The sequence below is a fragment of the Phocaeicola sp. ICN-14070 genome (assembly GCF_037892625.1).
GTDB classification, from domain to species: Bacteria; Bacteroidota; Bacteroidia; order Bacteroidales; family Bacteroidaceae; genus Phocaeicola; species Phocaeicola plebeius.
Genome location: NZ_JBBKBF010000024.1, coordinates 1 through 13,881 on the forward strand (window position 1 = coordinate 1; position 13,881 = coordinate 13,881).

At 38.8% G+C, this 13,881-nt stretch carries 9 protein-coding genes; 8 read left to right on the forward strand and 1 reads right to left on the reverse strand.

The window, feature by feature from the left end; genetic code table 11:
• Positions 1-6: 6 nt before the first annotated feature.
• Positions 7-1,338 (reverse strand): deoxyguanosinetriphosphate triphosphohydrolase, encoded by a 1,332-nt coding sequence (locus tag WKT20_RS08445; RefSeq protein ID WP_270653006.1) that lies wholly within the window; start codon positions 1,336-1,338, stop codon positions 7-9.
• Between the two features lie 138 nt (positions 1,339-1,476).
• Between WKT20_RS08445 and dut the strand changes: the two genes are divergently transcribed.
• The 8 genes from dut to WKT20_RS08485 all read left to right on the forward strand — a co-directional run bounded on the left by dut (position 1,477) and on the right by WKT20_RS08485 (position 13,836).
• Positions 1,477-1,911, forward strand: coding sequence for a dUTP diphosphatase (gene dut / locus WKT20_RS08450; RefSeq protein ID WP_007559946.1), 435 nt, complete (start codon positions 1,477-1,479; stop codon positions 1,909-1,911).
• A gap of 10 nt (positions 1,912-1,921) precedes the next feature.
• Positions 1,922-3,706: a tetratricopeptide repeat protein gene (locus WKT20_RS08455; protein WP_118243093.1), complete on the forward strand. Its 1,785-nt coding sequence runs from the start codon at positions 1,922-1,924 to the stop codon at positions 3,704-3,706.
• Entirely contained in the window at positions 3,703-4,536 is an 834-nt protein-coding gene (locus WKT20_RS08460) for a DUF4292 domain-containing protein (RefSeq protein WP_223804935.1), read from the forward strand. Before WKT20_RS08455 ends, WKT20_RS08460 begins: the two co-directional genes overlap by 4 nt.
• Positions 4,533-5,843: a murein hydrolase activator EnvC family protein gene (locus tag WKT20_RS08465; RefSeq protein WP_117702864.1), complete on the forward strand. Its 1,311-nt coding sequence runs from the start codon at positions 4,533-4,535 to the stop codon at positions 5,841-5,843. The genes WKT20_RS08460 and WKT20_RS08465 overlap by 4 nt, the downstream gene beginning before the upstream one ends.
• Before the next feature lie 349 nt (positions 5,844-6,192).
• On the forward strand, positions 6,193-6,804 hold the full coding sequence (locus tag WKT20_RS08470; RefSeq protein WP_223804934.1) for an RNA polymerase sigma factor: 612 nt from the start codon (positions 6,193-6,195) through the stop codon (positions 6,802-6,804).
• Positions 6,805-6,976: 172 nt separating this feature from the next.
• On the forward strand, positions 6,977-8,059 hold the full coding sequence (locus WKT20_RS08475) for a FecR family protein (RefSeq protein ID WP_340417211.1): 1,083 nt from the start codon (positions 6,977-6,979) through the stop codon (positions 8,057-8,059).
• A 161-nt stretch (positions 8,060-8,220) separates the two neighbouring features.
• A complete protein-coding gene (locus WKT20_RS08480) occupies positions 8,221-11,739 on the forward strand; it encodes a TonB-dependent receptor (RefSeq protein WP_340417212.1) in 3,519 nt (1,172 codons plus the stop codon).
• Positions 11,740-11,763: 24 nt separating this feature from the next.
• Positions 11,764-13,836 (forward strand): RagB/SusD family nutrient uptake outer membrane protein, encoded by a 2,073-nt coding sequence (locus WKT20_RS08485; protein ID WP_340417213.1) that lies wholly within the window; start codon positions 11,764-11,766, stop codon positions 13,834-13,836.
• The last annotated feature ends 45 nt before the right edge of the window (positions 13,837-13,881 follow it).

Here is a 13,881-nt window from a genome sequence, read left to right on the forward strand (position 1 = left end):
TATTCTTTATAGAGCAGGCAGGCTGTTCCCGTTTATTTTTCGGTATAGGTCAAGTGCATAGACATCTGTCATACCGGAAATATAATCGAGTACAGCCTGAATTTTTTCATATAAGGTAGGAGCCTGGATATGATATTGGCTGGACACTCGGTTGATTAACAGCTGGGAATACGCCTTTTCCGGATATCTTACGGCTTCAATCATTAAGTCGACCAGCGTGGTGATTACCTGATAACCGGCCAGTTCAATGTCGACTACATCTTTCGAGCAATAAATCTTTTCAAAAGCCGTATGTGAGCAGTTTTCATAGGCATCTCTGACTCTTGAACTGAGTTTTTGAATCAGCGTTCCTTGAAATTCACCTTTTAGAATTTCTTCTTCGTGCAGAATAAAGGTGCGTACACATTCACTGATTAATACTCCGATGGCCGATGAACGCAAGTAGGCTATTTGCTCATTGGTATCGTCCACCATTTTGCATATCGATTGAATATGGTCTAACTTCTCGGGCGCAAAGAAACGTAAATACAATTCTTTGGTCTCCTGTGTAGTCAGTATTTTCAGTTTATGCGCATCTTCTATATCCATCATCTGGTAGCAGATGTCATCTGCCGCTTCTACAAGGTACACCAGCGGATGGCGGCAATACTTCAATGGTTCTCCTTCCTTGCTAATCTTTTTAAGTCCCAGTTCATGGGCAATCTTCTGAAAAGCCTCTTCTTCGCTGGTAAAGAATCCGAATTTTTGCTTGCTGCCGGCCAACTGTGAGGAAAATGGGTATTTCACAATAGCGGCTAATGTGGCATACGTCAATACGAAACCGCCGGGACGTCGTCCTTGAAACTGGTGGGTAAGCAGACGGAATGCGTTGGCATTCCCTTCAAAGTGAGTGAAGTCATCCCATTCCTTTGCTGAAAGATACGCTTGTAGGGTGCGTCCTTTTCCTTCGGAAAAATACGTGCCGATCGCTTTCTCTCCCGAATGGCCGAAAGGAGGATTTCCCAAGTCATGTGCCAGACAGGCAGCCGATACAATGGAGCCTATTTCTGAAACATGCGTATCATGCAGTTCCGAATGAAGCTTTAATAGCTCAGAGGCGATTTTATTGCCGAGTGAACGCCCTACACATGAAACTTCCAGACTGTGTGTCAGTCGGTTGTGCACGAAGATACTTCCCGGCAAGGGAAAGACTTGTGTCTTGTTTTGCAAACGCCGGAAAGGGGCTGAGAATATCAGTCGGTCATAGTCACGTTGGAACTCTGTACGGTCTTCTTTTCGGGCTTCATGAAGATTCTCCAGACCGAACCTTTTATTTGATAGCAATTGTTTCCAGTTCATAATGTAACTCCTTTGTGATGTGGTACTTAAATTTAAAGAAGCTCTAAAAGTTAAGTGCAAAAATATAAAAAAATGGTAAACGTAACTATTAATTCTGTGGATTGTGTAACTTCGCAACTTCATAAAAGCATAAAATAGATGAAAATACAGATTATAAATACTTCCCGGCATCCATTGCCGCAATATGCTACTCCGCAGTCGGCTGGGGTAGATCTTCGTGCGAACCTGAATGAACCGATTGTGTTAAAGCCTTTACAGCGTTGTCTGGTACCTACCGGCTTGTTTTTAGCGTTGCCGCAAGGATATGAGGCTCAGGTACGTCCACGTAGTGGACTGGCTATCAAAAAAGGTATTACCGTATTGAATTCTCCGGGAACCATTGATGCCGATTATCGAGGAGAAATCAACGTGATATTAGTCAACTTGTCGGCTGAAGAATTTGTGATTGAAGACGGTGAACGTATTGCACAGATGGTGATAGCCCGTCATGAACAGGCTGAATGGGAAGAAGTGAAAGTGTTGGACGAAACGGAACGTGGGGCAGGAGGATTTGGTCACACAGGAACCGTATAAACCTGAATGTATGAAAAAACTATTAGGAATCATCGGGATGGTTTTCCTGCTGTTTGCTTGTGGTACCACTGGAAAGCAGCATTCGGCAAAGCGAAACCTGGCAAATGAGGAAAGGGATACCTTGTCATACGAACAACACAGAAAGTATAACTATTTTTTTCTAGAAGCAGTTCGCTTGAAACAGAAGGGAGACTATGATGCGGCTTTTGAACTTTATAAGCATTGTCTAGATATTTATCCGGGCTCTGCTCCAGCTTTGTATGAGATATCTCAATTTTATATGGTGCTGGGACAGGAACAGAAAGGTGAAGAAGCGTTGAAAAAGGCTGTACATTCTGACGAATCAAATTTTTGGTATAAACAGACTTTGGCGGCTTATTATCAGCGGAAGCGTGATTGGGCGAAAGCCATTGCCGTGTATGACGACATGGCACATCAATTCCCGTCTCGGCTGGAGCCGTTAATGGCTTTGGTCGATTTGTATAATCAGACAAAGAGTTATTCACAGGTAGTTTCTGTGTTGAATCGTTTGGAAGAATTGGATGGCAAGTCTGAGCAAATCAGTATGGAGAAGTTCAGAATGTACCTGCTGTTGGATAACCAGGAACAGGCGTTTAATGAAATTGAAAGTTTGTCGAAAGAATATCCGTATGATTTACGTTATCAAACGATTTTGGGAGATGTGTACCTGAATAATGATAAGCTGGATGAGGCTTACGCAGTTTATCAGCGAATCTTAAAGGAAGAACCAGGATATGCTCCGGCCTTGCTTTCGATGGCCTCTTATTACAAACAGTTGGGTAAGGACAGTTTGTATCGCCAACAACTGGATACTATTTTGTTAAATGAGGATGTAGAGTCGAATACCAAAATGGAAATCATGCGTCAGCTTATCCTTCAGTCGGAACAGACCACAAAAGACAGCACACAGATTGTATCTTTGTTTAAGGAAATTCTAGACCGGCCGCAGCAAAATGCCGATCTGGCCATGCTTTGCGCACAATACATGATCACAAAGCACATGGAAAAAGAGTCTGTCCCTGTACTGAATCAGGTCTTGTCGCTTGATCCGGAAAACAAGCCTGCCCGCTTACAGTTGCTCAGCTATGCCATTCGTGACAATAATCTGGACGAAGTGATTCGTGTGGCTACTCCTGCGCTGGAATACAATCCGGACGCCATGGAGTTTTACTACTATTTAGGCTTGGCTCATTATCAGAAAGAAGAAACGGATAAAGCGATGGAGATTTTCCAGCAGGGACTGAAGCAGGTAAATGAAAAGAGCGATAAGGGAATTGTTTCTGATTTTTATGCCATTCTGGGAGATTTGTACCATTCTAAAGAAATGAAAGCGGAGGCCTATGCTGCCTATGATTCTTCGTTGGTTTATAACCCGAACAACATCGGTACACTCAACAACTATGCTTACTATCTGTCTGTAGAGCGGACTAACTTGGATAAAGCTGAGGAAATGAGTTACAAGACCGTCAAGGCAGAGCCTGAAAATGCCACTTATCTGGATACTTACGCCTGGATTTTGTTTGAGAAAAAGCGCTATACGGAAGCGCGTATTTACATTGAACAGGCTATGAAGAACGGAGGCGACAGCAGTCAGGTGATTGTGGAACATTGCGGTGATATCTATTATATGTCAGGTGAGAAAGAAAAAGCATTAGAATGCTGGAAAAAGGCGGATGGCATGGAAAATAAGGAAGAAGATGGTGCAACGCCTCGTACAGAAGCTGAGTTGAAACGCTTGAAACGTAAAATCGCATTGAAAAAATATATAGAATGAAACGACTGATTTACTGGATATATGTGGTATGCCTGATTGTATTGGCTTCTTCTTGTGGTTCTTTGCGTCATACGGAACGTGCTCCTATGATTGGAGGCCTGAAAGGAGAAGAATATCAAGAAAAGGTGATTTCCAGTCTTCCTCACTGGAACTGTGTGACGGGAAAGGTGGCCTTGAACTTGAACACGGGTAGTAGTAAAAATACAAAATTGTCGGCCACTCTCCGTATGAAAAAAGGAGAAGTCATACAGTTGTCGGTAGCTCCTTTGTTGGGGATTGAAGTGGCGCGCTTGGAAATTTCACCGGAACGTATTCTGGCAGTCGACCGTCTTCACAAACAGTATGTGGAAGTTTCTTTTGAAGACCTGAATCGGATGGCCAATTTGAATTTGAGCTTTAATGTGTTGCAGTCATTGTTTATGAATGAGATTTTTTTGCCCGGCAAGGAAACTGTTGAGGTGTACGATTTACACCGTTTCCGGATGACTTCGGAAGGAAATTATGCGTTGTGGAAAGTAAAGGATACCAAGAAACTGGCTTATAGTTTTCGAACTACAGCCGATAAGGGATGGCTTGAAAATACATCCGTAGCTCTTTCCGGTACTCCGTATGCGTTGAACTGGACATATGGTGAATTTTGCAAACTAGGAGCAGCTTATTTTCCTCAGCATATTTTGGCCGAATTGATGGGGAGTGGAAAAACTTATAGTTTGGATATGAAACTCTCCCGTATGTCGGTAGGAGAGGATTGGGAAACACGGACAAGTTTGTCCTCCAAATATAAAAAGATAGAACTGGCAACCTTGCTCAAAATGTGGTTGGAAAAATGAAACGTTTTGTAGTCATATCTTGTATTTGTTTTTATGTTTGTACGCTTACTGCTCAAACAACTCCTAAGATTCGTCAACTGGAAAAACAGCGGAACGAGCTGAAACAGCAGATTGCCGAATCGGAAACCTTATTGCAGTCTACCAAGAATGATGTAAAAAGTCAGCTGGGTAATCTGGCCTTGCTTTCGGGACAAATAGAAGAACGACAAAAATACATTCAAACCATAGAGAATGATGTAAAGGCCATTCAGCAGGAAATTAGTCGTTTGGAGAGAGATTTAAAGAGCCTGCAGAAAGAACTGAAAGAAAAGCGACAGAAGTATGAATTGTCTGTAAAGTATATTTATCGTAACAAGTCTATACAGGACAAGCTGATGTTTATTTTTTCAGCTGAAGATTTCGGACAAATGTATCGGCGTTTGCGGTACGTGCGAGAATATGCTGATTATCAGCGTTTGCAGGGGCTTCAGGTACAGCGGAAACAAAAGCAAGTAACTGAAAAGGCAAATTCTTTGAAAAACAGCCGGAAGGCGAAGGAAGACTTGTTCAAGCAGGGAGAAGCGGAAAAAGCTAAACTAGAAGCACAGGAGCAGGAACGCAAGCAGATTTTGTCGGGTTTGCAGAAGAAGCAACGGAGCATTCAGTCGGAACTGGCCAAACAGCGTCGTTCAGCAGATAAATTGAATGCGCAGATTGACCGGTTGATAGAGATTGAAATTGAAAAAGCTCGTAAGCGTGCGGAAGAAGAGGCGCGTCGTAAAGCTGAAGAAGCTCGTAAGAAAGCGGAAGCAGCAAAGGGAAGTACTGAAACTTCAGCGTCCACTAAAAAAGAGACGGTAAAGACTCCTGTTGAGAAATTAGAAGCCTATAAGGTTGATTCGGAAGATCGCCGTTTGTCAAGTAGCTTTGAGAAAAATAAAGGTATTCTTCCCGTGCCAATTACCGGACCATACGTGGTGGTGGGACATTATGGACAGTATCAGGTGAAGGGGCTTCGTAATGTGAAATTGGATAATAAGGGAATGGATATCAAAGGAAAGGCGGGAGCCAATGCCCGTGCTATTTTTGATGGTGAAGTGTCGGCTGTCTTCCAGTACAATGGCTTGACTAATGTGTTGGTACGTCATGGAAGTTATATTTCCGTTTATTGTAACTTGTCTACTGTACGTGTTAAGAAAGGTAGCTTGGTACGTGCCCGTGATGTGTTGGGAGAAATCCATACTAATGCGGAAGGAGAAACGATTTTGCATTTCCAGTTGCGTAAGGAAACGGTGAAATTGAATCCGGAACTTTGGATACATCGTTAAACTTCAATTAATATAGTAGTATAAGGCGCTTCAGACACATTGTGTGTCTGGAGCTTTTTTTATGGAATGCAGGGAAGACAACAGGTAAGTTGTTGGTCGCTTTTTATGTTTCTCAAGGCGGAACCGTATGTTTCCCTTATGGGAAACGTAGGTTTCTGCCCTGAGAAACATAGGGTTCCCGTAAGGGAAACATAGAAAATTATTATGAATTGGTGAAAAAATTATAGGACGTTAGACACTGTATTATAATCCTTCCTAAGATTATATTTATTTTATATTGAATTCATGTTATTTTCTATGTATTTTTGTAATAAAGTTATGAGTTGCATAGTAGTAAGACTATAGTTTGATGAAGAATCATTATTTTCAGATGGATGACAGGGCATTGTGGTCAGAGTTGCGTAGTGGTAGTCTGATTGCTTTGGAGGTTATATATAGAAGATACTATTCATTGCTTCTCAATTATGGGATGAAATGTACTCCTGATGATGATATGGTTCGCGATTGTATTCAGGAGCTGTTTGTGAAGCTGGCTAAGAGTTCAAGTCTGTCGGATACAGAATATCCCCGCTCTTATCTTCTGAAGTCGTTGCGCAATATGATTAATGATAAGTCTACTTCAGCAAGGTCTCAGATAGAATGTTTCTCATTTAATGATGAGATTTTTTCGGATATTATGGATGATGATTCTTTTGAAAAGATTTTTGGAAACAGTGATGAGGATCTTCGGAAGAAGAAAGCACTTGTCCAGGCACTTTCTCAACTAACCTCTCAACAAAAGCATATTCTTTATCTTCGGTATATAAAGGGGTTATCTCATAAGGAAGTGGCTGAGGCTATGGATATGAATGTACAATCTTCAATGAATCTATTGTCTCGTAGCGTTTCAAAACTTCGTGAAATTCTTGCAACTCATTCGATAATGTGTATCACATTCCTTCAGTGGATGCAAATTATTTAAAAATAGTTTCTTGATTATAGACTCCGATATATATTTTGATGAATATATATCGGATTTTTTCTTTTTATATTATCTTGAAAAACATTATGTTATAAAAAAGTCGCATAAAAAAGTCATTAAACGTGAGTAGGTTCTTGTTATATCATCGTATTAAAGATAAAAGGCAGGAATAATGAGTAGAGAAAACAATATATCATACTTTAGGAAATTGATTTATTATTTTAAATCGTGTGAGGTATCACCAACGGTTGATGAAGAAGACAGATTGTGGAATAATATAATGTCTGAAATTAGTGCTTCTAAACGTCGGAGAAGATATGAGCTAAATAGATGGCGTATCTCCTTAATTTCTTTGGGAGTAGCTGCAATGCTTTCAGGAATAGTCTGGATACTTCAGGATAATAACAGAAATGAGTTGCACTCTCTTTATGTAGCCTATCAGACAATGGATGTCAGTACACATATAAAGAGTGACAAGGTGAAGATTCTAACAGGTGAACAAGAACTGGTTTCTGTAGATAATGGTACGAGAATAGATTATACAAAATCTGATGAGAAACTTGTTTTAGGAGATAGGGAAGTTGCGATGCCTGATGATGCAGCATATCACCAGCTTGTGGTTCCGAATGCTAAACATGCATCTTTAGTTTTGTCAGATGGCTCTGTTCTCTATGTGAATGCGGGTACACGCGTGGTTTATCCTGATAAATTCAAGAAAGACTATAGAGAGATTTTTGTGGATGGTGAAGTCTATATAGATGTGGTAAAAAATGAAAAGGCTCCTTTCAAGGTTCATACTACCTCTTGTGATATAGAGGTTTTAGGTACGTCTTTTAACGTTCAGGCATATAGCAGTGATACCGATGCGGAGGTTGTATTACTTCGCGGTTCTGTGAAACTTAAGGATAAACATGAGGAAGAGTTGCTGTTGCAGCCTGATGAACTGGCTGTGATAATGGGCAGTAGCATAAAAGAGAAGAAGCATGTTAATGCTTCAGACTATATATTGTGGACGAAAGGTCTTCTTAAACTTGATGCCACACCTCTTTCTGCTGTATTTAAACGATTGGAAAGATACTATGGAGTTAAATTAGCATATCCTGAAGAAATGGAGAGCATGAAATTATACGGTAGTCTTGATTTGCAATGCTCACTTGAAGAAATACTTCGCCGTATAAGTTTAACAGCTCCTGTTTCTTTTCAAAAGATGGATAACAAGATAGAGATACATATCAACGTGTATAAAAATAAATGACTTGTGAATCAAGAAATATAAATCGGATAAATATTAACCCAATAAAATCTGTATACTATGGTTTTAATGAATTATTACTCAACTTAAGAGAAGTCATTGTCTTTTTTGTATTTGAGAAAGATACATGAAGAAGATTTTTAACCTTTAATTTAATAACAAACATGGAAAGCAACAAAAAGATTTTCAGGAGTAATAGTATAAGAACACTATGTACTCTACCTTTATTTTTACTGCCTATAGCAGAAATGAATGGAACTACAACTTATGCTCAGTCAGTGCAGTTTAGTTTTAGTTTATCTAATTCAACTGTAAAAGAAGTGTTGGAGCAGATAGAAAATGAAAGTGAATTCGTTTTTGTATATTATGAAAACACATTTGACCCTTCAAAGAAAGTTAGTATAAATGCAAACGGAAAAGAAGTCGATGAAATTCTCGATGAAGTATTTGCCGGACAAGGAGTCAGTTATGAAATAAACGATCGCCAAGTTATCTTGAAAAAAGAAGAGGCTACAAGTACATCCTCTAAAGCTGTACATCAGCAGGAGACAAAGAAGATTCAAGGACTTGTTAAAGATATTTTGGGAGAACCTATTATTGGTGCTTCTGTTGTGATAAAAGGCACAACTAATGGAACAATAACAGGACTTGATGGCGAGTTCTCTTTGAATAATGTTGAAAAAGGTTCTGTCATTCAAGTAAGCTTTATTGGATATCAAACTCAGGAAATAGCGTGGAATGGCCAACCTCTGACATTGACTCTGAAAGAAGATTCTCGTCAATTGGAAGAGGTTATTGTTGTGGGATTTGGTACTCAAAAGAAGGAAAATCTGACAGGATCTGTTTCTCAGGTTAGCATGGATGAGGTTTTAGGTGATCGACCAGTAACGAGCGCAGCTGCAGCATTGCAAGGAGCAATGCCTGGGTTAACAATTGGTGGTGGTTCTGGACCAGGGCAGTCTAAATCTTTCAATATTCGTGGAACATTGTCAATCAATGGAGGATCTCCTCTGGTACTGATAGACAATGTAGAAGGAGATATAAATATGTTGAATCCTGAGGATATAGAAAGTGTAACGGTGCTAAAGGATGCGGCTTCATCTGCGATTTATGGAGCACGTGCTGCTGGAGGTGTTGTTTTGGTGACGACTAAGCGCCCCAAATCTGGCGCTAATTTCAATTTGAATTATAATTTTAATGTAGGCTGGGAGAAGCCTATCAATGTATTGGAGCAGGCAAGCCTTCTTGAATATATTGATGCGTACCAGGTGGCTGGTTATACTCAGACTTATTGGGCTGGTAACGGTGATGTAGCAAAATGGAGAGATTATCTGGTTCAATATAAAAAAGATCCTTCTTCATTAAATACTATAGGAGATGGTATATATAAAGATACTGATGGAAGGGTATATTGGTTAAGTGAAAAGAATATATATGATAATATTCTGACAACCGGTTTTTTAAACAATCATAATATTTCTGCTTCTGGTGGTACAGATAAAATAAGATTTCGTCTTTCTGCAGGTTTAAGTAAAGAAAACGGACCTTTGTATACAGACAAAGACAGTTACTATAGAAAGAATATTAGTGCTTTTGTTTCTGCAGATGTGTTGAAGTGGTTTACACAAGAGATAACCGTTTCATATTCTGATGCAAAGAAAAAAATGCCAGAAAGGGTCGGTAATATGGGAGACTTCTATTCTACAAGACTTGTACAATATTATCCTGAAGGGAATATGCCTGCTGAAATAATTGGAACAGATGAAGAACTGCCTACTCAAACTCCAATGAACATGATTAGGTATGCTCCGGTATCAACTACAAGAACCGCGATTCCACGTATTTCAACACGTTCTATTTTTAAAATTCTGCCGGGCTGGTCTGTAACAGCTGAATATACATTTGATAGAAAAGATGTAAATTATGATTTTTATTCAGGATCGTTTAAATATGCAGACTGTCAATTGGCTGTTAAAAACTCAATAGAAGCTGGTCAGGATTATTATAAACTGCAAGATGAACAAACAAGATATAATGCTTTTAACTTGTATTCTAATTTTGAAAAGAAATGGGGCAAGCATGGCTTTAAAGCAATGGTTGGCTTTAATCAGGAAAGTTCATATTATAAGCTTTTTATGGGACAGGTAAAAGGTCAGACAGCTCCATCTGTACCTTCGTTTGAAGGTGGTAGTGGTGAAAAATTATTACAGGATAGCTATTCAGAGTACGCAATTCGTAGTGGCTTTGCGAGGTTGAATTATTCATTTAATGATAGATATCTTTTGGAGTTAAACGGCAGATATGATGGTTCATCAAAATTTCCTAAGAATTCACGTTTTGGATTTTTCCCATCTGTATCTTTAGGCTGGAGAATGGGGCAGGAAAAATTTATGAACTGGTCGAAAAGCTGGCTGGATGATTTTAAACTCCGGGCATCATATGGTTCAATAGGTAATCAGAGCATAGATCCATATAGTTATACACCAGCTATGAATGTTGGTTTAGATACAGTTTGGCTGGATGGAAACGATAAAGTTAGTGTCATATCTTTACCGGGATTAGTAAGTAGTACATTTACTTGGGAAACTGTAAACTCTTTTAATGTAGGATTTGATGTTAGTGCATTTAATAATAGGTTACAAGTTGTATTTGACTGGTTTAAAAGAAAGACAACTGGAATGTTGTCTGAAGGAATAGAAATACCTTCTGTTGTAGGCGCTGGTGCACCTTTGCAAAATATTGCAGACTTATCAAGTAAAGGATGGGAAATTAATCTTTCATGGAGAGACAGAATCGGAAATTTCTCGTATAATATCGGCTTTAATATTTATGATAGCAGAGCCTTTATTGATAAGTTCAATAATGAGTCATGTTTTGTGGATCGTAATTATGTAGGAAAGGAACTAGGTGAATATTGGGGGTATGTATCTGATGGATACTATACAATTGATGATTTTGTATTGGAAGATGCCCAGAAAGGTGTATGGACTTTAAAAGATAATGTAGTATCAATTCAAGGAGTAGTACCTCAACCCGGTGATGAAAAATTTAAGGATTTGGATGGTGATAATATAATTTCACCGGCAAGTAGTACTTTGAGTGATTCGGGTGACAGAAAAGTTATAGGAAGCAAGACGCCGCGTTATCAGTTTGGAGCAAATATTGGAGTTGGTTACAAAGGATTTAGTCTGGATGTGAGACTTCAAGGTGTTGGTAAGAGAGATTATGTCTTAGGTGGGGCAGCATTATTCCCGTTTGCTGGGTCTTCAGCTTCGGATGCGGTGTTCCAGCCTTTATTCTACAATCAGACAGATTATTGGTCTGCAGTTAGCTATGATCCTAATGATCCTGATTTTATGAAGGCAAAGAATCCAAATGCGAAATTATTCCGTATATATGATCAAGGCAATAATGTGACTTCTAATACAAGAGCAAGTGACAAATATATACAGAATGCAGCATATTTAAGAGTTAAAAATATCACTTTGGCATATAGCTTCCCTAAAAACTGGGTACAAAAGGCTTTTATGAAAGATGCAAAGATATATTTAAGTATAGAGAATCCTTTCACCTTCTCTTCTTTGCCAAAGGGATATGACCCAGAAGGTAATGAATATAATGAGATTGTATGGAATTATCCATATTATAGGACAATTTCATTAGGCGCCAATATTACATTTTAATCAATTTTTAAGACGATTATTAATATGAAAAAGATATTATTAGCAGGAGTTTTAGGTATTGGACTTTTTTCAGCATGTAATGATAATTATCTGGAAAAATATCCGCTTACATCATTGACGGAACAAAATGCTTTTTTGGACTATAGCAACTATAAAGCTTACATGTATCCGTGTTACGAACTATTTACCAATACAACAATTCAAACTAATTTTAAGGAGAACAACTTAAACTCGCAAAGATATGGAGATTGGTATGCTGGTCTTGTGACAATTCGTGATAATGAATTTAATCCGTATGCATACCAGACCATTACTCAAACAACTTCAGGAGGAGGTTGGGATTTTTCATATATTAGACGCATAAATATTATGCTTAGCCATTTGGGGGATGGAGTGTTAAATCAGAAAGAGGCGGCTCATTGGCGATCTGTAGGTTTCTTTTTTTCTGCTTGGTGGTATATGGAATTAATAGATCGATTTGGTGATGTTCCTTGGGTTAATACAGTATTGAATGAAACTTCTCCTGAAGTGTATGCAGAAAGAACGCCAAGAGCTGAAGTTGCAGATAGTATTATTGCCAGATTGGAGTATGCTGCTGAAAATTTAGGTGATTTTAATGATGGAGATAATACTATCACTGTCGATGTTATAAAAGCTGCGTTGTCAAGATTCTTACTTCGTGAAGGGACATGGGCAAAATATCATGGACTGGATGAACCTTATGAAGAATATTTGAGAAAATGTTTGGCTGTATCACAGGAACTGATGACCAAGTATCCAACGTTATATTATGGTGGCGGTACTGAGTCTGAAGATGCTGCTGGATATGGAGAATTATGGACTACTGAGAACTTGAATAATATTCCAGGGGTCATTTTCTATAAGCAATATTTGGATGGACTTCTTATGCATCGAGGAAATGATTTTGAACATATTGCGGCACATCGTGTGGATGTACCACAGTATACTGTCGATATGTTTTTGATGAAAAACGGATATCCAATCAATAATCCAAATTCGGGATATAAAGGAGGAAAAGGTAAAGATATGTGGGATACCTTTGAAAGTAGAGATCCAAGATTGTATCAGAATATTCAGCCTCCATACGTTGTCGCTGCTAATACTACAGGTACTTCAGATTATGTCACTACATTCCCAACATGGCAGTTCTTAAAAGAAGGTGATATAAATGAAGGGCATACCGTTACGGCAGATGAAGCTGTAAAATACAGAAAATACATTGATTACATGGGAATCAATGATAAGTGTTTAAGAGGTGGGAGTTTTGGTGGTCAAGGAATGAAAAGATGCCCAGGACAAAATTGGGGGGCATCATTAACTCCAAGCAGTCCTAATCTTACGACTGATTCACGTGTGGCATATATGTGTTCAAGAACTGGCTATTATACATGGAAACATTATGATATGTGGGAGTTCTCAACGGGGTCTAGTGCATATTGTACATCAGATAAGCCGATATTTAAAATAGAAGAAATTCTTTTGAATTATGCGGAAGCTGCTTGGGAGCTTGGATTATTTGATCAAACAGTTGCTGATAAAACAATAAATTTGCTTCGTGATAGAGCTGGTGTGTCACCTATGAATGTTTCAATGATTACTTCAGATTTTGATCCTATGAGAGATAAAGGAAATGCTCCTTGGTGGACAGGTAAAGGTGGTAAATTGGGAAATTATGAAGTGGATCCAGTTTTATGGGAGATAAGGCGCGAAAGACAAATAGAATTGTTTGGAGAAGGTTTTGGCTTTTATGATATTAGAAGATGGGCTAAAGCTGCCTACTATGTTAATAGGCAGCCTTGTGGAATGTGGATTGAAGCCAATGATAATCCTTATGGTACTAAAGCAAGTAAATATTCAGGAAACTTTGTTGACTATGAAACAATTATGACTGTAGGTCAGGCTTCTGGTGAAAATAATAATGTGGGTAGCGGATGGATATATACATATCCTAGTCCATTGACTAAAGGTGGATGGTTAGATACCTATTATTTGATGATGGTTCCTACTAACGAAATCGTTCTGAATCCAAAACTTACGCAGAATCCAGGATACAATGAATTGTTTGGTTTGAATTAATAATTATTGAGTATTAGGAAGGGAGGTAAATTGAATTTTGTTGCT

Coding starts and splice junctions, on each gene's coding strand:
- WKT20_RS08445 (WP_270653006.1), bottom strand. CDS start 1,338: ATGAACTGGAAACAATTGCTATCAAATAAAAGGTTCGGTCTGGAGAAT.
- dut (WP_007559946.1), top strand. CDS start 1,477: ATGAAAATACAGATTATAAATACTTCCCGGCATCCATTGCCGCAATAT.
- WKT20_RS08455 (WP_118243093.1), top strand. CDS start 1,922: ATGAAAAAACTATTAGGAATCATCGGGATGGTTTTCCTGCTGTTTGCT.
- WKT20_RS08460 (WP_223804935.1), top strand. CDS start 3,703: ATGAAACGACTGATTTACTGGATATATGTGGTATGCCTGATTGTATTG.
- WKT20_RS08465 (WP_117702864.1), top strand. CDS start 4,533: ATGAAACGTTTTGTAGTCATATCTTGTATTTGTTTTTATGTTTGTACG.
- WKT20_RS08470 (WP_223804934.1), top strand. CDS start 6,193: ATGAAGAATCATTATTTTCAGATGGATGACAGGGCATTGTGGTCAGAG.
- WKT20_RS08475 (WP_340417211.1), top strand. CDS start 6,977: ATGAGTAGAGAAAACAATATATCATACTTTAGGAAATTGATTTATTAT.
- WKT20_RS08480 (WP_340417212.1), top strand. CDS start 8,221: ATGGAAAGCAACAAAAAGATTTTCAGGAGTAATAGTATAAGAACACTA.
- WKT20_RS08485 (WP_340417213.1), top strand. CDS start 11,764: ATGAAAAAGATATTATTAGCAGGAGTTTTAGGTATTGGACTTTTTTCA.